Raw genomic sequence first — 23,150 nt, forward strand, 5'->3', positions numbered from 1 at the left:
GGGTGAGAAGTGGAGCGGGCGGAGGCGCTAGCGCACCCAGCCCGTGAAGCTCTGTCCGATCGTGCGGGTCTTCTCCGCCGGACGCGGTCGCGCGCCGCCCTCGACGGCGGCCGAGACGGCCCGCGTCAGCCAGGCGTTGACCGAGAGGCCCTCGCGGCCCGCCGCCTCCTCGGCGCGCGCCTTGAGGTGCGCCGGGAGGCGGAGGTTGACGCGGGCGGTGCCACCCTCGTCGCCCTCGACGGCCGGCGGGGGTGCGACCGGCGCGGCGGCCGCCTCCTCCGCCCCGGCGGCCTCGGCGGGCGGGGCCGTGACCACGAACTCGGGGTCCAGGCCGCGCAGTCGTACGTCGACCGAGCCGGGGGCCAGCTCGCGGGTGATCTCGTCCATCGCGGCGGAGAGCACGTGGAGCATGGTCAGGCGGGTCGCCGACTCCAGCGGAGCGGTCAGCCGCTCGGCCAGCTCGCGGGCTTCCTCGCCACCGGCCTCGGCGGCCACCGCGAGTTCGCGGCGAAGGGTGTCGACATACGGGGTGAGGTCCATGGCGTTAGCTTGGCACCATTGTGGCGCCATGGCAAGCCTTATTGGCATCACGTGGCACCGGATGGCGCCATGTGGTGCCACCACCGGTGCCGCCCGGTGTCGGGTGGCACCCACGCGGGCCCGCCCGAAAGCGCCCGTAGCCCCAGCTCACCCCGAACGTATGCTCTTCGAATGACGACTTCCGCGACCTCCGGAACCGGCCCCACCGAGAACTCCATGCGTCGCGCCCTCAAACGTGCCCGTGACGGCGTCGCCCTCGACGTCTTCGAGGCGGCGGTGCTGCTCCAGGCCCGCGGCGAGGACCTGAAGGACCTCACCGCGTCCGCGGCACGGGTACGGGACGCGGGCCTCGAGGCGGCGGGGCGGGCCGGAGTCATCACCTACTCGAAAAGCGTCTTCATCCCGCTGACCCGGCTGTGCCGCGACAAGTGCCACTACTGCACCTTCGTCACCGTCCCCGGCAAGCTGCGCCGCGCGGGACACGGGATGTTCATGTCGCCGGACGAGGTGCTGGACATCGCCCGCAAGGGTGCCGCGCTCGGCTGCAAGGAAGCCCTCATCACCCTCGGCGACAAGCCCGAGGACCGCTGGCCCGAGGCGCGCGAGTGGCTGGACGCGCACGGCTACGACGACACCATCGCCTACGTGCGCGCCATCTCCATCCGCATCCTGGAGGAGACCGGCCTGCTGCCCCACCTCAACCCCGGTGTCATGAGCTGGACCGACTTCCAGCGGCTCAAGCCGGTCGCGCCGAGCATGGGCATGATGCTGGAGACCACCGCCGAGCGCCTCTGGTCCGAGCCCGGCGGCCCCCACCACGGCTCCCCGGACAAGGAACCCGCCGTACGGCTCAGGGTGTTGGAGGACGCCGGCCGCTCCTCCGTCCCCTTCACCTCCGGCCTGCTGATCGGCATCGGCGAGACCTACGAGGAGCGCGCGGAGTCGCTGTTCGCGCTGCGCAAGGTCGCCCGCGCCTACCACGGCGTCCAGGAGCTGATCATCCAGAACTTCCGCGCCAAGCCGGACACCGCGATGCGCGGCATGCCGGACGCCGAACTGGACGAACTGATCGCCACCGTCGCCGTCGCCCGGCACATCATGGGCCCGTCCGCCTGCCTCCAGGCCCCGCCGAACCTCGTCGACAGCGAGTACGAGCGGCTGATCGGCGCCGGGATCGACGACTGGGGCGGGGTCTCGCCGCTCACCATCGACCACGTCAACCCCGAGCGCCCCTGGCCGCAGATCGAGGAGCTGACCGAGCGGTCCCGTGCGGCGGGCTTCGAGCTGCGCGAACGGCTCTGCGTGTACCCGGAGTTCGTCCGCAGGGGCGAGCCCTGGCTGGACCCCCGGCTGCGCCCGCACGTCGCCGCGCTGGCCGACCCGGAGACCGGCCTGGCCCGGCCCGGCGTGCTCCCCGAGGGGCTGCCCTGGCAGGAGCCGGAGGAGGTCTTCACCGCCACCGGCCGCACCGACCTGCACGCCTCCATCGACACCGAGGGCCGCACCTCGGACCGGCGCGACGACTTCGACGAGGTGTACGGCGACTGGGCCGAGCTGCGTGAGGCCGCCGCCCCCGGCATGGTCCCCGAGCGCATCGACACCGACGTCCGCGAGGCCCTGCGCACGGCCGCCGACGACCCGACCAAGCTCACCGACGCCGAGGCGCTGGCCCTGCTCCACGCGGACGGCGCGGCACTGGACGCGGTGTGCCGGATCGCGGACGACGTGCGCAAGTCGGTGGTCGGGGACGACGTGACGTACATCGTCACGCGCAACATCAACTTCACCAACGTCTGCTACACCGGCTGCCGTTTCTGCGCCTTCGCCCAGCGCCGCACCGACGCCGACGCCTACACCCTCTCCCTGGACCAGGTCGCCGACCGCGCCCAGCAGGCGTGGGACGTGGGCGCGGTGGAGGTCTGCATGCAGGGCGGCATCCACCCGGACCTGCCCGGTACCGCCTACTTCGACATCGCGCGCGCGGTGAAGGAGCGGGTGCCCGGCATGCACGTCCACGCCTTCTCCCCGATGGAGGTCGTCAACGGGGCGAGCCGTACGGGGATGTCCATCAGGGAGTGGCTGACGGCGGCCAAGGAGGCGGGACTCGACTCCGTCCCCGGCACGGCGGCCGAGATCCTGGACGACGAGGTGCGCTGGGTGCTGACCAAGGGCAAGCTGCCCACGGCCACCTGGACCGAGGTCATCACCACCGCCCACGAGCTGGGCATCCGCTCCTCGTCCACGATGATGTACGGCCATGTCGACCAGCCCCGGCACTGGCTCGGCCACCTGCGCACGCTGGCCGGCATCCAGCAACGTACCGGCGGATTCACCGAGTTCGTGACGCTGCCGTTCATCCACACCAACGCGCCTGTCTACCTCGCGGGCATCGCGCGGCCCGGCCCGAGCGTGCGGGACAACCGCGCGGTGACGGCCATGGCCCGGCTCCTGCTCCACCCCTGGATCCCCAACATCCAGACGAGCTGGGTCAAGCTCGGCACCGAGGGCGCGGCCGAGATGCTGCGCTCCGGCGCCAACGACGTGGGCGGCACGCTGATGGAGGAGACCATCTCCCGGATGGCGGGCTCCTCGTACGGCTCGTACAAGTCCGTCCGGGATCTGGAGGCGGTCGCGGAGGCGGCCGGACGGCCGGCGAAACCGCGTACGACCCTGTACGGCGAGGTGTCCGAGGAGCGGCGGGCGGCGGCCCGCGCCTCGGACGGGCACCTGCCGGAACTGTTGCCCCTCGTGGACTGAGTACGATGATCCGACCCCGGATCTGAGAAGGGGTCCCACAGCGGAGGAGATGCGTACCCGTGGCTGCCCGACTGCCCTCGTGGGCCTGGGTCTCCGGACTTACGGTGGCGGCGACCGCCGCCGTCGTCGCCCTCGCCGTCCAGGCCGACCACGGTCCGCGTCCCGCGGCCCCGGCCGCGCACGCGCGCCCCACGGCCTCGGCCTCCCCGACCCCGTCCGCCCTCCCGACCCCCTCCGGCCCGCCCGCGCTGCCGGAGGCGTCGGGGGTGGGCCGCAGGATCGTCTACTCGGTCTACGCGCACCGGGTCTGGCTGGTGGACGCGACGGGGGAGTCGTCCCGGACGTTCACGGTGTGGCCGGGGACGGTGGACCCGCAGCCCGGGCGCTACACGATCACCGCGCGCACGGAGGCGACGACCGGCTCGGACGGCGTGCGGGTGGAGCACATCATGTACTTCACGGTCGCGTCCGGCGTGAACATAGGCTTCTCCAACGCCGTCGACGGCGCCTCGCCGCCGCCCGCCAACGGTGCCCGGACCGGCGGCATCCGCCTCCACAAGGAGGACGGAGCCGCACTGTGGTCCTTCGGTGACCTGCAGACCAAGGTGTCGGTCGTCAAATAGCCGGTTCCCGCCGCCCGTCGCGGTCCGGCAGGTGGTTGACGATCAGGGCGACCCCGCTGAGCAGGAACACGCGGGTCGCCGCGTCCACGCCGTTCCACGTCTTGGACTGCCACATGGCGAACCACTCGCCGCCTATGGCGATGAACCCGGCTCCGAACAGCAGGATCAGCATCAGCAGGCCGTAGGTGGAGAACCGGCGCGCGCGGACGGCGTCCCGCCGGGCCCACAGCCAGGTGCCCCACACGAGCACGGCGGCGGCCACCGTCTCCCAGGCGATGATCACCACGTACGCGGTGTCCTGGAGCGCGGTGCTGGTGATGGCCCGCCACATCAGGTGGTCGTCCTTGAACGTGGTGTCCATCGCCAGCACATGCCGGACGTACTGCTGGTTCGTCCCGAAGTCGGTGATGTTCCCGAGGGCGACGAGGGCGATGTACAGCGCGAGCACACCGGTGAGCACGGTGGCGGCGAGCCCGAGCCCGGTGCGCGCGGCACGGGCGGAATCGGCGGGGGCCGCAGAATCGGTCATGGTCATGACCGGAATTCTTCCCGACCTCCACCGGACAGGAACGGCTTTCGGACGCCGTGCGCCGCGCGGTTCACGGGGGAGGCCCTGTCGCCGCCGGAAAGGCCGGACGCGATGGAGGGAAGCGTCCGGACCTGACCGGTATGGGTCCGACGGAGACCGTTCGGCTCGATGATCGGAGCGTTCCGGGTCCATTACAGTGCTGACCGTCGTGCGGGCGGACGGTGGCGCGAGGAGGGCTGGATGGGTGCGGCGAGCGGCGCCGTCTGGGGTCGTGCCGAACAGCAGGACTTCCGCGGCCGCGTGCGCGGGACCCTGCTCGGCGCCGCGATCGGGGACGCCCTCGGCGCACCGGTCGACGCGCTGGACCTGGACGCGATCCGCGCCGCCCACGGCCCCGAGGGCCTGACCGACCTCGCGCCGGGCCGGGGCGGACGCGGCACCGTCACCCACCACACCCAGCTCACCCTGTTCACCGTGGACGGCCTGATCCGGGCGCAGGTCCGCCGCGACACCGGCGCCTGGCACCCGCCGACCGACCTGCACCGGGCCTACCTGCGCTGGGCGGCCACCCAGCGGGACTGGGGCCCGGACGAGCGCCGCGAGGAGGACGGCTGGCTGGCCCGCGAGGAGTGGCTGTACGCCCGCCGTGGGCCCACACGGGCCCTGCTGCTGGGGCTCGGCAACGACGTGATGGGCACGCTGGAGCGCCCCAAGAACCCCGGCGAGGTGGGCCCGGAGGCCGTCGCCCGCTCGGCGCCCTTCGGGCTGCTGGTCGGCTGGGAGCCGCAGCTCGTCGTCCAACTGGCCCTGGAGTGCGCCGCGCAGACCCACGGGCACCCCGTCGCGGTCCTCTCGGCGGGCGCGTACGCCGTCGTCGTGCACGCCCTCGCGCGCGGCGAGAGCCTGGACGGCGCCGTACAGAGCACGCTCGGCCTGCTGGCCGCCCGCCCCGGCCACGAACCCGTCACCGGCGCCCTCCAGCGCGCCCTGGGCGCCGTGCGGCAGGGGCTGCCGAGCCCGGCGCGGGTGGCGGAGCTGGCCGGGGAGGGCACGGCCGACGGGCTGCTGTCGGCCGCCGTGTACTGCGCGCTGGTCGGCGAGGACGTGCGCCACGGCCTCTGCCTGGCCGTGAACCAGAGCGGCCCCTCCGCCGCCGCGGGCGCCCTCACCGGCGGCCTCCTCGGCGCCCTGCACGGCGAGACGGCCCTGCCCCCGGCCTGGCTGCCGGAGCTGGAGGGCCGCCCCACGATCCTCGAACTCGCCGACGACTTCGCCATGGAGATGACCCAGGGCCCCGCCCTGCACAGCCCCGCCGGCTCCGCCCCGGGCTGGCTCGCCCGCTACCCGCGAGCCTGAGGGCCTCGCTCCGTCCGGGGCCCCATGCCGGGTTCGGGGCCCATGCCAGGTCCGGGGCCGGGGGCCCTCACTCCTTCCGAGGTGCCCCCACCACGTCGTCGCCCGCCGGGCCCGGTGCCGGGACGGTCGCCGTGCCGTCGCCGTCCGTGTTGATCCGGTCGATGACCGCCAGCCGCTCCGGGGTGTCCTCCGGCTTCACCCAGCCGATCAGCACGTACAGCACCAGCGACACCGCGAGCGGTACCGAGACCTGGTACTGGAGCGGCACCCCGCCCTCCACCTGCCAGTTGACGGGGTAGTTGACCAGCCAGAACGCCAGCAGGCCGGCCGCCCAGGCGGTGAGCGCGGCCGTGGGGCCGGAGCGGCGGAACGGGCGGAGCAGCCCCAGCATCATCGGGATGGCGATCGGCCCCATCAGCCCGGCCACCCACTTGATGACGACCGTGATGATGTCCTTGAAGGCGGGGGAGTCCACCTGGGTCGCCACCGCCATCGACAGCCCGAGGAAGACCACCGTCGTCACCCGCGCCGCCAGCAGCCCGGTCCGCTCGCCCCACCCGCGCGCCCGCCGCGACAGCACCGGTGCCACGTCCCGCGTGAACACGGCCGCGATGGCGTTCGCGTCGGACGAGCACATGGCCATGGTGTGCGAGAAGAACCCGACCACGACCAGCCCCAACAGGCCGTGCGGCAGGAGCTGTTCGGTCATCAGGGCGTACGCGTCCGAGCCGTCCGGCTTCTGGGCGCGCACCAGCAGCGGGGCCATCCACATCGGGAAGAACAGCACCACCGGCCACACCAGCCACAGCAGCGCCGACAGCCGCGCGGACCGCTCCGCCTCGCGCGGGCCGCTCGTCGCCATGTACCGCTGGGCCTGGTTGAGCATCCCGCCGTTGTACTCGAACAGCTTGATGAACAGGAACGCCAGCAGGAACACCGTCCCGTACGGCCCCGCCAGCGGCTCCCCGTGACCCTTGAGCGCCGGCTCGTCGAAGGCGCCGAACACCCCGATGTCCTTCTCGCCGAGCTTCAGCACCACCGCCACGAACATCGCCACCCCGGCGAGCAATTGGATGACGAACTGGCCGAGTTCGGTCAGCGCGTCCGCCCACAGCCCGCCGATCGTGCAGTACACGGCGGTCACCGCGCCCGTGATCAGGATGCCCTGGTTCAGCGACACCCCGGTGAACACCGACAGCAGCGTGGCGATCGCCGCCCACTTCGCGCCCACGTCCACGATCTTCAGCAGCATCCCGGACCAGGCCAGCGCCTGCTGGGTGGTGAGGTCGTACCGGTTCTTCAGGTACTCCAGCGGCGAGGACACCCCCAGGCGCGAGCGCAGCCGGTTGATGCGTGGCGCGAACATCCGGGAGCCGATGGCGATGCCCAGCGCGATCGGGAACGACCAGGTCACGTACGAGGTGATCCCGTAGGTGTAGGCGATGCCCGCGTACCCGGTGAACATCACCGCGCTGTAGCCCGACATGTGGTGGGAGATGCCGGACAGCCACCACGGCATCCGGCCCCCGGCCGTGAAGAAGTCCCCCACGTCGTCCACGCGCCGGTGCGACCAGAGGCCGATCGCCACCATCACGCCGAAATAGCCGATCAGCACCGCCCAGTCGAGACCGTTCATGTCTCCCCTCCCGCGTTCGGCTGCCGGCGTCAGCCAGTCAGGAATGTGAACTCTGGGTTTGAACATGGACGCGCGGCAAGGAAGCGTCGAGTCAAGGGGAGGTAAAATCGTTCGGTTCTCTGATTCAGGTTCAGAAATGTGAACGCATGCTGGGCTACTTCAGCTCGTCCGGGCAGGGCGTGCCGCGCGGCAACTGGTACGGCGCCGCCAGGTGGTACGTCCCCGCCCTCGGGGCCAGCAGCACCGTCCAGCGGTCGCCCGCCGCGTCCACCGGGGTCTCCTTCAGGCAGCCGTCGACGTTGACGTACGACTTCGGCGAACCCTCGGGGCGCCGCTTCGACTCCTCGGTCTCCTGCGGCGGCGTCAGGCTCTTGCCGTGCTCGTCCACCACGCTCAGCCACGGCGAGTACGGCACCCGGACCAGGATCCGTCCCGGCGCGCTGACGTCCAGCGTCATCTCGCCCTGCTCCGCCCGCCGGACCACCGCGTTCGGCTCGGCCATCGGCGCCGGGTCCGTCACCCGGTAGAGCTGCCAGTTGGAGTCGCTCCAGATCCGGTCCAGGTACGGCATCCCGCGCAGCACCAGCTCCCGCTCGCGCACCCCGCCGTCCCCGTCCGGGTCGTCCACCGCCGGCAGCACGACGTAGCGCACCGCCCAGCGCTGGAGCCACTCGTGGTAGTTGGCCGAGTTGAGGGTGTCGTCGTAGAAGAGCGGGTTGCGCTCCATGTCGGCCTGCCGGTTCCAGCCGCGCGCCAGGTTCACGTACGGCGCCAGCGCGGACGCCTCCCGGTGCGAGCGCACCGGGATCACCTCCACCCGGCCCTGCTCCGCGTCCGCCCGCTGCAACTGGTGCACCAGCGGCGCCAGCTCACGGGCCCAGGACGCGGCCGGGGTCGTGTGGACGACGTCGTCCACCGACTTGAAGCCGATCCAGCCCACGAAGCCCGCCAGCGCCAGCACGGTCACGTACCAGCGGCGCGAGCGCGGCGCCGTGAACGGCAGCGCGGCCACCAGCGCCACCCCCGCGAACAGCATCGGCAGCCGCGAGATGTTCGAGCCGATCTGTGAACTGATCAGCCACACCAGGACCACGCTCAGGCTGTACACGCCCGCCGTCAGCCGTACGGTGACCCACTCCTTGGGCACCAGGAACGCGCACAGCAGCCCGTACAGCAGCGGCATGATCACCGAGCCGAACGTCATCGGCTGGGTGCCGGAGAACGGGAACAGCCAGGCCGACGCGGCCACGACCGCCGCCGGAGCCAGCCCCAGCGCCCACGCGCCCGGCCGCCGCTTCTGCAGGAACAGCGCGACCGCGACCAGCCCCACGAACAGCCCCGCCACCGGCGACGCCATCGTGGCCAGCGCGGCCATCGGCGCGGCCGCCAGCGCCTTCGCCCAGCGCTTGTACCGGCCCCGGTAGGGCCAGCAGCAGACCACCGCGACCGCTCCGGCCGCGAACAGCGCGGCGAGCCCGTACGCCACCCAGCCGGACACCGCGCCGCCGAGCAGCGCGAAGATCCCGGCGAGCGCGGCCAGGGGCGCGGCGGCCAGCGGCGTCGCCCAGCGCGCGTACCGGCCCTCGTACGGCCAGCAGAACACCGCCGCCACCGCGCAGAGCGCGAAGAGCGTGCCGAGGCCGAACGTCACCCGGCCCGACACCGCGTTGCCCAGCAGCGCGAACACCCCGGCCAGCGCGGCCCACAGCGGATTGCGCACCGCCCGGCTGCGGAACAGGATCATCGTCAGCAGGGCGGCCGAGCCGGTGCCGGCGATCATCATCGTGGTCCGCACCCCGAGCACGGACATCAGGTACGGCGACACCACGCTGTACGACACCGGGTGCATGCCGCCGTACCAGGCGAGGTTGTACGCCGAGTCGGGGTGCCGGCCGACGAACTCCGCCCAGGCGTCCTGCGCCGCGAGGTCGCCGCCGCTGTTGGCGAAGGTGAAGAACCAGATGATGTGCAGGACGCCCGCGAGCAGGGTCACCGACAGCACGGGGTGTGTCCGCACGAGGGTCCGCAGGGCGGTGCCGGCAGGCGGCCGGCCGTGGGGGTCCGTCTCCGGGGGCGGGGCGGGTATCCGGGGGCCCGACGCCGGGTCCGGCTCGGCGCCGTCGGCACGCTTCGGCTCGGTTGTCGCCACGTCAGGCACTCCCCGTGTCCCGTCTTCCGTTCTCGGCCCCCTGCGCGGCCGGGGTGCGGTCTCCGGTGACCTGCCCCGATTCGCGACGCTAGCACGCACCCCGCCGCCCGGCCCCTGTGGAGGGAGCGCGGACGGCGGGGTGCGTGTACGGGGGCTGCCGGGGGGTCAGCCGATGCGGGTCAGCTTGCTGCCGAGGCCCGGTTCGGCCAGGTCGTCGCGCAGGGCGACCGGCACCTTCACGGCACCGGCCGAGCCGTCACCCACGGTGAGCGAACCGACCTTGGTGCCGGCCTTCGCGACGTGCGGGATTGTGCTGGAGGTGAAGGAGAGCCGCACCTTCAGGCCCGCCCAGCCGGCCGCCTTCACGTCCTCGGTCACCTCGACCGGGGTCTGGCCGCCCAGGCCGTCGTCCACGTACCCGACGACCGTGCCCTTCTTCAGCACCGTCTCCGACTTCAGCGCGCCCTGCGCGGCCCGGATCAGCGCGTCGCTGCTGTCCATGGCGGCGCTGAGGATGCTGTTGTCCCGCTTGCTCGGCGGCTGCCGCAGCACCGCGCCGATGATCATCCGGGTCTCGCCGTCGACGTCCTGCTTCGCGGCGAAGACCAGGTTGCCGAGCGCGGAGGTGGTGGTGCCGGTCTTGATGCCGACGACGCCGTTGTGCCCGACGAGCTGGTTCCAGTTGGAGTGGTACGTGCCCTTGTAGTCGGTGTACGACATCATCGCCGCGACCTCGCGGAACGCGGGCATCTCCATCGCGGCCTTGGCCAGCTTCACCTGGTCCGAGGCGGTGCTGACGGTGGAGTTGGTCAGACCCGAGGGGTCGGTGTACGTCGTGCCGTCCATGCCGAGGCCCTCGGCGGCCTCGTTCATCTTCGCCACGAACGCCTTCTCCGAACCGGCGTCCCAGCGGGCGAGGAGGCGGGCCACGTTGTTCGCGGACGCGATCAGCACGCCCTCCAGCGCCTCACGCTGGGTGATCTTGTCACCTTCCGTGACGTCGACGGTGGACTCCTGGCCCGCCTTCGACTGGGCCTGGGCGGTCTTGTCGATGTTGATCTTCGGGCCCTCGGCGCCGCTCTTGAGCGGGTGGTCGCGCAGGATCAGGTACGCGGTCATCACCTTCGCCACACTGGCGATCGGGACGGGCTTGCCGGAACCGGAGGAGCCGAACGAGCCGATGCCCTGCACGTCCAGCGCGGCCTGGCCGTCGGCGGGCCAGGGGATGTCCGCCTTGCCGCCCTCGAAGGTGTAGCTGTCCTTCGCGGTCAGGGCCAGCGAGGGCTGCGGCAGCGGGCGCGTGGCCTGCACGACCCCGAGGATCACCACCAGCAGGATCACCAGCGGCGTCCAGATCTTCACCCGCCGCATCAGCGTGCGTACCGGGGTCTCCGGCGGCGGGGGCGTGTTCGTCAGCTCCGCCAGCAGGTCCAGCGGCGGCTTCGGCGGCAGCGGCTGCTGAGTCGTCCGCTCCGGGCCCACCTGGGGCACGACCCGCGTCTCCTCGGCCTTGGCCGAGGGTCCCTTGAGGTCGGGCTTGAGCGCGACGAACCTGCTGGTCCGCTCGGCGTCCCGCTCCGCGGGAGCGGGCTTCGGCTTCCCGCCCAGCTTGAGCATGGTCGTGGGCTGGTCGACCTCCGGCTTCTTGGGCCTGGGGGCCTTGAAGACGGTGGTCGGGTTGTCGACGGCGTCCGCGGGAGTGGTGGCGTCCTCGGGGCTGTCCTCGGCACCGGCCTCGGGGGCGTCCTTGCCGGGGCGCTCGGGGACGTCACCGGCGGGCTCGGCGTCGCCCTTCGCGGCCGGGAGGGGGGTGCCCTTCGAGGAGTCCTCGGCCTCGTCCTCGGTATCGTTCCCGGCGGCGGGCTCGTCGGCAGGCTCGGCGTCGCCCTCCTCGGAGTCCTCAGCGGAGCCGGAGGTGCCCTCAGGGGCGCCCTCGGGGTCCTCGCGGGGCGAATCCTCACCGGAGCCCTCGGAAGCGCCCTCAGGGGCGTCAGTGGCGTCCGGGGCCCCGTCCGCGCCGGACTTCTTGAACGTGTCGTCAGGTACGGCCTTGGAGGCGCCCTCGGCCGCCTTCGCGTCCCCGGTGCCGGAACCTTCCTCCGGCGCGTCCTCGGCGTCGTCCGCGGAACCCTCCGCGCCCGAACCATTCGAAGAATCCCCGGCCTTGACCGGATCGGCACCGTCACGGTCGCCGGCCGGAGAGCCGCCCTCGTCCGATCCGTCGGAACCGTCCCCGGCGTGGGCCGAAGCCGTGCCCGCGTCCGAACCTCCGGAAGCGTCCCCGGTGTTGGCCGGAGAGCCACCTTCGTCCGAGGCGTCCGAGGCGTCCGAGTCCTCGGAACCCTCCCCGGCGTCGGCCGAAGCCGTGCCCTCGTCCGAACCTCCGGAAGCACCCCCGGCGTTGGCCGGAGAGCCACCTTCGTCCGAGGCGTCCGAGGCGTCCGAGCCCTCGGAACCCTCCCCGGCGTCGGCCGAAGCCGCGCCCTCGTCCGAACCGGCGGAACCACCCGCGGCCTCGGTCGAAGAGCCACTCTCGTCCGAACCAGCCGAACCAGCCGAACCACTCTCGGCGTTGGCCGGAGAGGCACCCTCGTCCGAACCGGCGGAACCACCCGCGGCCTCGGCCGGAGAGTCACCCTCCTCCGAACCGCCGGAGGCACCCTCGGCGGAAGTGCCCGACTCGCCCTCGGCGGAGGGCTTTTCCTTCGCCGAGCCGCCGGAGGCGTCCTCGGCCGAACGGACCCAAGCCGAGACCGCCTCGCGGAGTTCCTCGTCCTCGACGGGGGCCGCCGAGTCGGCGGTGGTCGCCTTGGCTGAACCTGCGGAGCCCGCTTCGCGGGCCGCGGGCACCGCGCCCGCGCTCCCCGACGCCGGTTCCGCCGACGCCTCGTGCTGCTTCGACCTGTCGGGGGACTCGCCCGCCACCGATGCCTCCTCCATGCGCCGCACGCGCACTCGCGCGCACTGTCCGAACCATGTACCAGTGTCCTGTGTGGGGGTTCGCCCGTAGTGGCAGACGAGAACGACATACCTGCCGGTTCCCCCATGAACCGGGCACGCACCCTCGACAGATGAATGTGAGAGGCGTCACCCTGTCATTCATCCACGCGGGGAGGCATGGATGGGCAGGAGCCGCAGAACACTTCCGGAAGAGCTTCTGATGCTCGCACTGGACCCGGCCACGGGTACCACTGCGCAGCCGCAGTCGCTCGACCTCGGTCTGGCCGGTGCGCAGCTAGTGGAGCTGGCGCTGGCCGGACGGATAGCCCCAGACGGGGATCGTATCGCCGTGGTGGTGCCACGGCCGACAGGAGATCCGACTCTGGACTGCGCGTTGGAGCTGCTGCGAAGGCGCGGCGCTCCGGTACGGGCCGTCCATTGGATAGGCGGGCCCCGGCTGGGCCTGCGCCAGACCTATCTGTCGCACCTGGAGAGGTGCGGCATGGTGGCCGCCGTACCGGGCCAGATGTGCGGCGTGCTGCCGACCACGCGGTACCAGGCGACGGACACCACCATCAGCCGGGAGATCCGCGGGAGGCTCGACTCCGCGATCCGCACCGGCGTACCACCGGACCCACGGACCGCCGCGCTGGCCGCGCTGGCCCACGCGGTCGGGCTGGGCAAGCACCTGTATCCGGGCAACGAGGGGCGTTCGTCCCGCTCCCGGCTGCGGGACCTGATCCGGCACGACCCGATGGGCGGCCTGGTCGCGCACGCGGTGATGGACGTGCAGAACGGCGTGGCCGCGCAGCCGAGGCGCGGCCAGGGCCCCACGGGCCGGCAGCCCGGCCCCGGAGCCAGGGCCACCGGGGAACCCGCACGCGGGGTCCCGATGCAGCCGCACCACGGCCCCATGGCCCGAGCGGCGGCACACTGAGCGGACCGGCCGAGGGCGACTTCGCTCGATGACGGCCGGGCCGAGGAGCGGGACGGGGGACCGACAGGGTTCCCCGCCCCGCTCCGACGCTTGCGTGCGTAGCAGACCGCTGACCGGCCCGTACCCCGAACTGACGCGTACGCGCCGCATATCCGACGTTTCCCAGCGGTAGAAACCACCTTGGTGGCAGTCTGCTCAACAGCAGATACGCAAAGTGTCAGATACAGGCAGCCAGCCGGAGGTGTGCGTCCCGTGGCGTCCAATGTCAATCCCACCGTCAGGCGGCGCCGACTGGGCCAGGAGCTGCGCAAGCTCCGCGAGCTCAAGGGCATGACGGCCGAAGAGGTCGCCGACCGCCTGCTGGTGTCACAGTCGAAGATCAGCCGGCTGGAGAACGGCCGCCGCAGCATCAGTCAGCGCGACGTCCGTGATCTGTGCGGGGTGTACGAGGTCGAGGACCAGAGGGTGGTCGACTCGCTGATGGAGATGGCCCGCGACTCACGCCAGCAGGGCTGGTGGCACACATTCGGCGACATCCCGTACAGCGTCTACATCGGTCTGGAGACGGACGCGGAGTCGCTGCGGGTGTACGAACCCCAGCTCGTCACCGGCCTGTTGCAGACCCGCGCGTACGCGGAGGCGCTGGTGCGGGGCGCGCTGCCGGAGACCTCGACCGCCGAGATCGAGAAGCGCGTCAAGGTCCGTATGCGCAGGCAGGAGCGGGTCACCGACCAGGAGAACCCGCTGCGCCTCTGGGTGGTGCTGGACGAGGCCGCGCTGCACCGCGTCGTCGGCAGCAAGCTCATCATGCGCGAGCAGTTGGAGCACCTGGGCGAGCTGTCCCAGCTCCCGCACGTCACCGTGCAGGTGCTGCCCTTCGAGGTGGGCGCGCATCCGGGTCTCAACGGCCAGTACGCCATCCTGGAGTTCGCCGACGCGGCCGACTCCAGCGTGGTCTACCTGGAGGGCGTCACCAGCGACCTGTACCTGGAGAAGGCGCCGGACGTGCAGAAGTACGCCGTGATGTACGAGCACCTGCGGGCCCAGGCACTCCCGGTGGAGCAGTCCCAGCGGTTCATCCAGGACGCCGCCAAGAGGTTCGCCCAGTAGTGACGCGGGGCGAGGGATCGTACACCGTCGCCCCGTATCCGTGACGGGTCAGTTGGAATATGCCATCCGCTTGAGTGAACGCCCCCTGCGAGCAGGTCGGTTGACCGGCTAGCGTCGATCACGCCAATCGCTCGCATGGGTTGGCGTGAACCGCACCACCGCAACTCGCAACAGGAGTGGACATGGCACTGATTCAGGGCGCTTCGGAGACGTGGATGAAGTCCTCCTATTCCGCGGGCAACGGCGCCTGCGTCGAGGTCAAGTCGCCGACCGCCGCCGAACTCGCCGTACGGGACTCCAAGGACCTCGGAGGACCCGTCCTGGCCTTCCCCGCCACGGCGTGGAACGCCTTCGTGGCCTCGGTCAAGTAGGACCGGCTCCGGTCCCACCGCGCGGAAGCACCCGACCGATGCTTCGCCGAGCACGACAGCACGAGCACCACCCGCGAAGCCCCCTCGACCGGTCGCCGTCCTTGCCGAGGGGGCTTCACTCATGCCGGCTCTCTTCGTGCCGGGAAGGCGTGGGTCAGCCGAGCTGCGCCTCGACGGCCGCCACGACCTCGGCGGACTCCGGCTCGGTCTGCGGGGCGAAGCGGGCGACGACCCGGCCGTCGCGGCCGACCAGGAACTTCTCGAAGTTCCAGCGGATGTCGCCGGTGTGGCCCTCGGCGTCGGCGAAGCCCGTCAGGCGGTCGTAGAGCGGGTGGCGGCCGTCGCCGTTCACCTCGACCTTCTCGGTCAGCGGGAAGCTCACGCCGTACGTCGCCGAGCAGAACTCCGCGATCTCCTCGGCGGAACCGGGCTCCTGCCCCATGAACTGGTTGCACGGCACGCCGAGCACGGTGAACCCGCGCGGGCCGAACCGCTCCTGCAGTCGCTCCAGGCCCGTGTACTGCGGGGTCAGCCCGCACTTGGAGGCCACGTTCACGACGAGCACGGCCTGCCCGGCGTACCGGGAGAGCTCGGCGGAGCCGCCCTGGAGGGCGCCGATCTCGACATCGAGGGGGGAGGGGGTGTGATCGCTGGTCGTCATGCGGGCAGCCTAGTCAGGGCTCACCCGCGCGGCCTCCACCAGTACCTCTCCCGCCGCCGTGCGTGAGTACAGCACCGAGCGGCCCGCGCGGCGGCGGGTGATCAGGGACGACTCGCGCAGCACCTTCAGATGGCGGCCGACCGAGCCGAGCGTCTGGCCGGTGAGCGCGGTGAGCTGGGTCGTGCTCAAGGGGGAGTCCAGCAGGGACAGGACGCTCGCGCGGCCCGGCCCCAGCAGCGCGCCCAGGCTCGTGGGCACCGGACGCTCGGCCGGTCCGGCGAGGACACCGGCGCAGGGGTAGACCACCGCGTACCGCTCCCGCTCCTCCCACGACACCCAGCCCTGCCGCTGCGCCGTCACCGGGACGAGGACGAGTTCGGCGCCGGAGATCTCGCGGGGCGGGTAGGCGCGGACGTTGACCTGGAACCGGCTCTCCCCGAGCCACCGCGTCCCCGGCCGCAGCGAGTCCAGCACCCCGGCCCAGCCGCCCCGGCTCATCCGCGCGGTGCGGGCCAGCACGTCCGCCTCCAGCACCCGCCTGCGCCGCTCCCAGTGCGGCCGTACCGTCTCCTCCCACACCCACTCCAGCAGCGCGGCCGCCCGCTCGGGCAGGTCGTCCCGGTCCAGTGCGGCGGGCAGCGGCCCGGCGAGGGAGAGCAGCAGGTGGGCGCGGGCGTCGGCGGGGCGGGCGGCCCGCACCCGGGCGATCTCCTCGGTGAAGGTCTCCCCGTCGCGCGGGGTGGGGGTGAGGAAGTCGGCGATCCAGTCGCGGCCCAGTCCGGCGCGGATCAGCAGCGCGGTGACGGGGTCCCGCGCCAGCCGGGCCCGGTACGCGGGCAGATGGGTGCGCAGCCACTCCCGCTCGCCCGGGTGCGTGGGCGTGGCCGCGTGCAGCAGCTTGAGGCAGGCGAAGGTCTCGGCGAAGGGGGAGATGACGAACCGGCTGCGGGCCAGCGTGTCGGCGTCGAGCAGCCACCACCCCATGCCCGCCACCTTTCGCCGCCCGGCGAAACATTAACCAGCGTGCGCCGGAGGACCAAGACTCCCCGCATGCCCAGCTACAGATCCCTGTTCCGCACACCGGAGTTCACCCCGCTCTTCCTCGCCTCCTCGGCGCAGACCGCCGCCCAGACCATGGGCGGACTCGCCCTCGGCACCCTCGTCTACCGGGCCACCGGCTCCCCGCTGCTCTCGGCGCTCAGCATGTTCGGCCCGTCGCTGGCCCAGGTCCTCGGCGCGACCTTCCTGCTCTCCGGCTCCGACCGGCTGCCGCCGCGCACCACCCTGTCCGTCATCGCCGGTGCCTTCGCGGCCGGCACGGCGTTCCAGGCGGTGCCGGGGCTGCCGCCCGGCGTACTCCTCGGCGTCGTCCTCCTGTTGGGCCTGGTCGCCGCGCTGGGCGGCGGGGTTCGCTGGGGCCTGGTGAACGAGATCCTCACCAAGGACCGCTATCTGGCAGGACGTTCCCTCTTCAACATCATGAACGGCCTCACTCAGACGGTCGGTTACGCGACCGGTGGTGTCCTCCTCACCGCGATCTCCCCGCGTACGTGCCTGCTGCTGGCGGCCACCCTGTACCTGACCGCGGCGCTGCTGCTCCGCCTCGGCCTCACCGCCCGGCCGCCCCGTGCCACCGGCCGCCCGTCCGTGGCGGCGACCTGGCGCACCAACGCCGTCCTGTGGTCCTCCCGTCCCCGCCGCCTGACCTATCTGGGCCTGTGGGTGCCCAACGGCCTGACCGTCGGCTGCGAGTCGCTCTACGTGTCGTACGCGCCCACGTCCGCGGGCACGCTGTTCGCCTGCGCGGCGGTGGGGATGCTGGTGGGGGACGTGACCGTGGGCCGGCTCCTGTCCCCGGAGGCCCGCGCCCGCCTGGCCACCCCGCTGCTCCTCCTCCTGGCGGTGCCCTACCTGGCCTTCGCGGCCCACCCCCCGCTGCCGCTGGCGATGCTGTGCGTGACGCTCGCCTCGGTGGGCTTCGGCGCGAGTCTGGTCCAGCAGGAACGCCTGATGGCCCTGACCCCGGGCGACCTGTCCGGCCATGCCCTCGGCCTGCACTCGGCGGGCATGCTGACCCTGCAGGGGGTGAGCGCGGCGGTGGCGGGCTCGCTGGCCCAACTGATCTCTCCGGCGACGGGGATGACCTTGATGGCGGGGGCGTCGGTGACGGTCACGGTGGCGCTGGCCCTGGCGGGGCGCGAAGGGCGGTCACAGGTCCGGAATACGCGCGGCCGGCTGGACGCTGAGGTATGAATGGCCGATATGCCGGTAAATGCCCCCGTACCTCCCGACCGGGCCGCCGTCCAGGCCCGCCTCGCCGCCGAGCGCGCCGCCACGCAGACCCAGATCGAGGCGCTGAGCAGGGACTTCACGGCGATCGTCGAGGCGAACGCCCTGGTCGCCGTGGACGACGAACACGACCCGGACGGCGCCAGCACCGCCTTCGAACGCGCCCACGTGGCCTCCCTCCTCGCCCAGGCCCGCACCCACCTGGAACACCTCGACGAAGCCCTGACCCGCCTGACGGAGGGGACCTACGGCATCTGCGAGACCTGCGGCACCGAGATCCCGCCGGAACGCCTGGAGGTACGGCCGGCGACCACGCGGTGTGTGGGGTGTGCGGGGGTGCGCTAGGGGGACCTCCCGAGGTCCGGGGCCTGTCTGACACGATCGGGCGTGCGGGCGGATCGCCGCGCGCGGCGGTGGCAGGGCGGACGCGGGAGCGGGAAGTGCAGCACTCAGAGGGCCAGGTCGCCCCGGTCGAGCCGGTAACGGCCGTGCCGGACAAGGGGGATGAGGACCGGACGGCGAAGCGTGCCGTGACCGTCTTCCCTGTGCTGGTGCTCGCCGCGGGCGCTCTCGGGATGCTCTTGCCGTCGACCTTCGCCGAAGGGAAGACCGCGGTTCCCTACCTGCTCGGCGTCGTCATGTTCTGCATGGGGCTGACGATGACGTCGGAGGACTTCCAGGGCGTCGTCAAGCGTCCCTGGGCCGTCGCCCTCGGCCTGGTGGCCCACTACGTGATCATGCCGGGCCTGGGGTGGGCGATCGCCGAACTGCTCGACCTGCCCCCGGCGCTGGCCGTCGGCGTCATCCTCGTCGGCTGCACCCCGAGCGGCACGGCGTCCAACGTGGTGACCTTCCTGGCCAGGGGAGACGTGGCCCTGTCGATGTCGGTGGCGACGGTCTCCACCCTGCTCGCCCCGCTGGTCACCCCGTACCTGGTCCTGCTGCTCGCCGGCCACATGCTGGACGTCGAGGCGGGCCCGATGGTCGTCGACATCCTGAAGACGGTCCTGGTCCCGGTGGTGGCGGGCCTCCTGGTGCGCCGCCTGGCCGCCACCCTGGTGCGCCGCTGCCTCCCCGCCCTGCCCTGGCTGTCCGCCGGGACGGTCGCGGTCATCGTCCTGATCGTGGTGGCGGCGAGCGCCTCCGCGCTCAAGGACGCGGCCGCGATCGTCCTGCTCGCGGTGGTCCTGCACAACGCCTTCGGCCTGGCCCTCGGCTACGGAGCGGCCCGCCTGGCCAGGCTCGACCCGGCGGCGAGCCGGGCCATGGCCTTCGAGGTCGGCATGCAGAACTCGGGCCTGGCCGCGTCCCTGGCGGCCACGTACTTCACCCCGCTGACGGCCCTTCCGGCCGCGGTCTTCTCGGTCTGGCACAACCTGTCGGGCGCGGTGGTGGCGGCGTGGATGAACCGGCGCGCGGCGTAGGGGCGTTCGGAACGCGAAACGGGCCGGGCGGCTGATCAGCCGCCCGGCCCGTTCCGCGTTCCGGTGTGTCCTACTTCTTCACGGGGGCCAGGCAGAGGACGAACTTCTCGGCGTCCCACTCCTGCGCGAGGGCGGCCTCACCGACCGTGCACGCGTTGACGTCGAAGGTGTCCTTGACGACCTTGATGACCTTGTAGTTGGCGTCCTTGTCGTCGCAGCCCTTGACGTCGACGTCGGGGTCGTTCTCGCCGCCGGTGACCCGGACGCAGTCGCCGGCCTCGGCGTGCACCGGGGAGTTGAAGGCGTACGCGATGCCGACCTTCACCACCACGGCCACGACGAGCAGAGCCACGATGCTGAGGAACTTCTTCACCTTGCTCGGCTTGGCGGGCGCGGGTGCGGGCACGGGCGCGGCCCCCTGGAAGGGCTGACCCTGCTGGAACTGGGGGTCCTGCGGGGCAGCGGGGGGCGTCGGAGCGCTCATCGTCGGTCTTTCTGAGAGTTTCATGAAGAATCGAACGCGCGCACGTTACCCGATAAATAAGAGTCATATAAGTGCTGCGACGGCCGCCTCGCGGCTATGCCGCCGTCGAACGGGGCTGGGTGTCCGGGATCCGTGAGGTGAAGAACATCGCGAGGAGCGCGGCGAAGGCGAGGATGGCCAGTGCGGCGCGCAGACCGTCGATTCTGGCCTCGGTGTTCGCGTCGAGTGCCGCCCGCGTCACCTCCGTGCTCGTGCCCGCTTCCGTGAGGGCGGACTTGAGCTGGGCGTCCGACAGGAACGGTGCTCCGCTCTGGAGTTCGACGGTCGCCTGGCTCTTGACCTCGGCCGGGATCGCCGGATTCCGCTCCACGCTGGTGAGGAAGGAGCTCGTCAGCGCGGCGATCATGATCGACCCGGCGAGCGCGGTACCGATCGAGGCACCGAGGTTGGTGACCGCGTTCTGGACGCCGCCCACCTCCGCGCTCTGCGTCTCCGGCACCGCGGACACGGTGACCGCCCCGAGCTGGGACGCCAGCGCGCCCATGCCCAGCCCGATCAGCAGGAGGGGGACGGCGACGATCTCCGCTCCGGCGTCCGCGTCGAGCGCGCCCATCAGGGCCACCGCGCCCGCGAGCAGCGCGAGGGTCCCGAGCCGCACCACCCGCCGAGGTGAGACGTCCGGGAAGAAGCGGGGGATCAGGACGGCGGCCGCCAGCAGCGTCACGGAGAGCGGCAGGATGCGGGCACCGGTCTGGAGCGCGGACAGGCCCAGGGCGACGGACAGGTAGAGCGGTACGACGAAGAAGACGCCCATCTGGACGAGGTACTGGAAGAAGAACATCGTCAGTCCGCCGGTGAACTGCCTGTTGCGCAGCATGCCCGGGTCGATGAGCGGCTCCCCGCGCCGCTCCACCATGCGGGCCTCCCAGCGGAGGAACAGCCAGATCAGGAGCAGACCGGCCAGCATGAACCACACGACCAGCGAGATCCCGAGCCCCGAGGGCGCGCCGGGCTTCGGCTGGAACCATCCCCACTCGTCCGAGCGGAGCACGCCGTAGACGAAGAGCCCGAGCCCGAGCGCGGAGAGCACGGCGCCGACCAGGTCGATGCGCGGGCGTTCACCGACCGGCGCGTCGGCGATGCGGCCGGCGAGCCCCAGGATGCCGAGCACCATCACGACCTCACCGGCGAAGACCCACCGCCAGGAGAAGTACGTCGTCGCGACACCCCCGATGAGCGGCCCCACCGCGATCGCCACGGCGCCCGCGGCCGCGACGAGACCGTAGGCGGCGGGACGGCGTTCGGCGGCGAAGTTGCTCGCCACGAGCGCCACGATCGCGGGCAGGATGAGTGCCGCCCCGATCCCTTCGAGGAGCGACCAGCCGAGCAGCAGCACGGGCAGGTTCGGCGCGAGCGCGGTGGTGAGGGAGCCGCAGCCGTAGACGACGCAGCCGATCATGAACGCGCGTCTGCGGCCGATCAGCGCCCCCGCCTTGCCGCCGGGGATCATGAACATCGCCATCACGAGGGTGTAGGCCGTGATGGCGCCCTGCACACCCGTCACCGTGGTGCCCACGTCCTCGGCCACCGTCGCGATCGAGACGTTCATGACCGAGCTGTCGAGCGCCATCAGGAACTGACCGGCCGCGAGGGCCAGCAGGACGATTCGCGCCGTCGCCGGACTGCCGGCGGTGCCTGCTCCGGATGCCATGCGCGCATCGTTCCAGCCGCCCGGGAGAGCGCTCCGCGACCCGCCCCGGAGGTCGACCGGTTGGCGGACCGAGGCCGGCGGGATCACTCGGGCCGGGCGGCCGGGGGTTCCTCCGCGGGGAGCCGGCCCGCGCGTACGGCGTCGACCAGGGTCTGGTGGTCGCGCTCGTTCTGGTCGGCGTACGCCTCGGCGAAGGTGGCCAGTGCCCGGTCGAAGGAGTCACCGCCGCCCAGGTAAGCGGCGATCGCGACGCGGTCGCCGGACCGCGCGTGCGCACGGGCCAGGGTGAACCCGCACAGCTCGCCGAACACCCGCATGTCCTTCGGCCGCATCCGTTCCGGCACGGCGATGCCCTTCCAGTCGCGCAGTTGGCGGACGTAGAAGTCGCGCTGCCTGCCGTCGATCCCGTCCACTCTCTCCCAGCCGAGGAAGATGTCGCTCGTGGCCTGCATCAGCCGCTGGCCCGAGACCACCCGCTCGCCCTGGTTGCGGTACCGGCTCTCGCCGAGGTGCGCGGCGAGCACGGAGGTGTCGGCCTCCTTGGCCTGGAGGAAGAGCGGGTCCTGGTCGTCCCGGCCGAGGAGCAGGAAGATCCAGCAGCGGGTGCCGACGCTGCCGACGCCGACCACCTTGCGGGCGACGTCGGCCAGGCGGTAGTCCGCCAGGAGTGTGCGCCGGTCGGAGGCGAGCGTGCGGCCGTACCGTTCGACGAGGCCGCGGAACCGGCTTTCCAGCGCGCTGCGTTCGACCTCCGGCAGCAGGTCACCGGCCGGGACGAGCAGCGGGGGGTCCGCCGCAATCCTGGGCCGGCCGTCGACCGTCTCGGTGAGCTTGTCGAAAGCCTGCAGGCTGTCGCGGGTGCGGGCCTTCGCCATGGCGCGGGCCAGGTTCCTGCGACCGCTGTCCGTCCCGCGCAGCCGGCCCGCGACCAGGGACTCCAGGAGGTCCGGGCCGATCTTCGCGTACCAGACGTCGAGGTTGCGCATGCCCGCGAACCGGATCATCGCCTCGCGGTACGAACGGACCGTGGAGTTCACGATGCGGGCGCGCTCGGCGTCGTCGAAGCCGTTCGCCCGGCCCGCGACGACCAGGCTCGCCGAGAGCCGTTTGACGTCCCATTCCCAGGGGCCCGGCAGTGTCTCGTCGAAGTCGTTGATGTCGAACACCAACTGCCGCTCGGGCGAGGCGAGCAGACGGAAGTTCAGCAGGTGCGCGTCCCCGCAGAGCTGGGCCGTGAGCCCGGAGACCGGGGTCCCGGCCAGGTCGGACGCCATGATCGCGGCGGCGCCCCGGTAGAAGCGGAACGGGGACTCCGTCATCCGGCCGTAGCGGATCGGGACCAGTTCGGGCACGCGCGAGGCGGACTGCGCCTCCAGGACCGTCAGCGGGTCCGGCCGGTCGGGAGCGGGCCGGTACACGGAGTGGCTCGACCGGGGCGAGCGGCGCCGGGCCGCTTTGCCGAGAGCCGCACGGTCCGCGGGCGTGGTGCCTGGTGACACGCGCATGGCCGTGGCCGCGCTCCGGGACATCGGGGACCTTCCTGCCGGGTCCGCGAGCACGGGCATGCGGGACAGGACGGACAGTTCCTCGCCCTGCTGTCCGGTGCCGGCCGCGCGGACCGTCGATGCCGGGT

At 72.2% G+C, this 23,150-nt stretch carries 19 protein-coding genes; 9 read left to right on the plus strand and 10 right to left on the minus strand.

Going from position 1 to position 23,150, the window contains the following annotated elements; all coding sequences use genetic code 11:
* Positions 1-27: 27 nt before the first annotated feature.
* The gene (locus HEK131_RS02515; RefSeq protein WP_244333516.1) at positions 28-540 is read right to left on the minus strand and encodes a hypothetical protein; all 513 of its coding nucleotides are present in this window, start codon (positions 538-540) and stop codon (positions 28-30) included.
* A 171-nt stretch (positions 541-711) separates the two neighbouring features.
* On the opposite strand from HEK131_RS02515, the gene HEK131_RS02520 reads away from it, so the two are divergent.
* Together HEK131_RS02520 and HEK131_RS02525 are read left to right on the plus strand one after the other, a co-directional pair.
* Positions 712-3,297, plus strand: coding sequence for a bifunctional FO biosynthesis protein CofGH (locus tag HEK131_RS02520; RefSeq protein ID WP_244333517.1), 2,586 nt, complete (start codon positions 712-714; stop codon positions 3,295-3,297).
* A gap of 59 nt (positions 3,298-3,356) precedes the next feature.
* A complete protein-coding gene (locus HEK131_RS02525; protein WP_217461280.1) occupies positions 3,357-3,920 on the plus strand; it encodes a hypothetical protein in 564 nt (187 codons plus the stop codon).
* Here the strand turns inward: HEK131_RS02525 and HEK131_RS02530 are convergent.
* Complete coding sequence (locus tag HEK131_RS02530; protein ID WP_374201416.1) at positions 3,913-4,455, minus strand: DUF2165 domain-containing protein; 543 nt, start codon at positions 4,453-4,455, stop codon at positions 3,913-3,915. The two genes, HEK131_RS02525 and HEK131_RS02530, sit on opposite strands and share 8 nt — an antisense overlap.
* Positions 4,456-4,689: 234 nt before the next feature.
* Between HEK131_RS02530 and HEK131_RS02535 the strand changes: the two genes are divergently transcribed.
* Positions 4,690-5,805: an ADP-ribosylglycohydrolase family protein gene (locus HEK131_RS02535; protein ID WP_217461279.1), complete on the plus strand. Its 1,116-nt coding sequence runs from the start codon at positions 4,690-4,692 to the stop codon at positions 5,803-5,805.
* Positions 5,806-5,872: 67 nt separating this feature from the next.
* Here HEK131_RS02535 and HEK131_RS02540 read toward each other — a convergent pair whose 3' ends face one another.
* The 3 genes from HEK131_RS02540 to HEK131_RS02550 all read right to left on the minus strand — a co-directional run bounded on the left by HEK131_RS02540 (position 5,873) and on the right by HEK131_RS02550 (position 12,530).
* Positions 5,873-7,441, minus strand: coding sequence for a sodium:solute symporter family protein (locus HEK131_RS02540; RefSeq protein WP_244333518.1), 1,569 nt, complete (start codon positions 7,439-7,441; stop codon positions 5,873-5,875).
* Positions 7,442-7,595: 154 nt separating this feature from the next.
* On the minus strand, positions 7,596-9,590 hold the full coding sequence (locus HEK131_RS02545; RefSeq protein WP_244333519.1) for an LLM class flavin-dependent oxidoreductase: 1,995 nt from the start codon (positions 9,588-9,590) through the stop codon (positions 7,596-7,598).
* Positions 9,591-9,755: 165 nt separating this feature from the next.
* Positions 9,756-12,530: a D-alanyl-D-alanine carboxypeptidase gene (locus HEK131_RS02550; RefSeq protein ID WP_244333520.1), complete on the minus strand. Its 2,775-nt coding sequence runs from the start codon at positions 12,528-12,530 to the stop codon at positions 9,756-9,758.
* 181 nt (positions 12,531-12,711) lie between these two features.
* Between HEK131_RS02550 and HEK131_RS02555 the strand changes: the two genes are divergently transcribed.
* The 3 genes from HEK131_RS02555 to HEK131_RS02565 all read left to right on the plus strand — a co-directional run bounded on the left by HEK131_RS02555 (position 12,712) and on the right by HEK131_RS02565 (position 14,948).
* Complete coding sequence (locus HEK131_RS02555; RefSeq protein WP_217461276.1) at positions 12,712-13,467, plus strand: GOLPH3/VPS74 family protein; 756 nt, start codon at positions 12,712-12,714, stop codon at positions 13,465-13,467.
* A 252-nt stretch (positions 13,468-13,719) separates the two neighbouring features.
* Complete coding sequence (locus HEK131_RS02560) at positions 13,720-14,577, plus strand: helix-turn-helix domain-containing protein (RefSeq protein WP_244333521.1); 858 nt, start codon at positions 13,720-13,722, stop codon at positions 14,575-14,577.
* Positions 14,578-14,759: 182 nt separating this feature from the next.
* Positions 14,760-14,948: a DUF397 domain-containing protein gene (locus HEK131_RS02565; protein ID WP_217461274.1), complete on the plus strand. Its 189-nt coding sequence runs from the start codon at positions 14,760-14,762 to the stop codon at positions 14,946-14,948.
* Positions 14,949-15,102: 154 nt separating this feature from the next.
* Here the strand turns inward: HEK131_RS02565 and HEK131_RS02570 are convergent, their stop codons facing one another.
* Complete coding sequence (locus tag HEK131_RS02570) at positions 15,103-15,609, minus strand: glutathione peroxidase (RefSeq protein WP_217461273.1); 507 nt, start codon at positions 15,607-15,609, stop codon at positions 15,103-15,105.
* A gap of 9 nt (positions 15,610-15,618) precedes the next feature.
* Positions 15,619-16,593 (minus strand): ArsR family transcriptional regulator, encoded by a 975-nt coding sequence (locus HEK131_RS02575; RefSeq protein WP_244333522.1) that lies wholly within the window; start codon positions 16,591-16,593, stop codon positions 15,619-15,621.
* Positions 16,594-16,659: 66 nt separating this feature from the next.
* Here HEK131_RS02575 and HEK131_RS02580 point away from each other — a divergent pair, with 66 nt between their 5' ends.
* The 3 genes from HEK131_RS02580 to HEK131_RS02590 all read left to right on the plus strand — a co-directional run bounded on the left by HEK131_RS02580 (position 16,660) and on the right by HEK131_RS02590 (position 19,322).
* Entirely contained in the window at positions 16,660-17,862 is a 1,203-nt protein-coding gene (locus tag HEK131_RS02580; protein ID WP_244333523.1) for an MFS transporter, read from the plus strand.
* Positions 17,863-18,243 carry a TraR/DksA family transcriptional regulator gene (locus HEK131_RS02585; RefSeq protein ID WP_244333524.1) on the plus strand — a complete coding sequence of 127 codons (381 nt, stop codon included), beginning with the start codon at positions 17,863-17,865 and terminating at the stop codon, positions 18,241-18,243.
* A gap of 143 nt (positions 18,244-18,386) precedes the next feature.
* Positions 18,387-19,322, plus strand: a complete 936-nt coding sequence (locus HEK131_RS02590) for a bile acid:sodium symporter family protein (RefSeq protein ID WP_244451926.1) — start codon at positions 18,387-18,389, stop codon at positions 19,320-19,322.
* Positions 19,323-19,392: 70 nt separating this feature from the next.
* Here HEK131_RS02590 and HEK131_RS02595 read toward each other — a convergent pair whose 3' ends face one another.
* The 3 genes from HEK131_RS02595 to HEK131_RS02605 all read right to left on the minus strand — a co-directional run bounded on the left by HEK131_RS02595 (position 19,393) and on the right by HEK131_RS02605 (position 23,046).
* Positions 19,393-19,806, minus strand: coding sequence for an LppU/SCO3897 family protein (locus HEK131_RS02595; protein ID WP_244333525.1), 414 nt, complete (start codon positions 19,804-19,806; stop codon positions 19,393-19,395).
* 94 nt (positions 19,807-19,900) lie between these two features.
* Positions 19,901-21,517: an MFS transporter gene (locus tag HEK131_RS02600; RefSeq protein ID WP_244333526.1), complete on the minus strand. Its 1,617-nt coding sequence runs from the start codon at positions 21,515-21,517 to the stop codon at positions 19,901-19,903.
* Between the two features lie 83 nt (positions 21,518-21,600).
* Positions 21,601-23,046, minus strand: a complete 1,446-nt coding sequence (locus HEK131_RS02605) for a DUF2252 domain-containing protein (RefSeq protein ID WP_244333527.1) — start codon at positions 23,044-23,046, stop codon at positions 21,601-21,603.
* Between the last annotated feature and the right edge of the window lie 104 nt (positions 23,047-23,150).

Source organism: Streptomyces seoulensis (genome assembly GCF_022846655.1).
Lineage (GTDB): Bacteria > Actinomycetota > Actinomycetes > Streptomycetales > Streptomycetaceae > Streptomyces.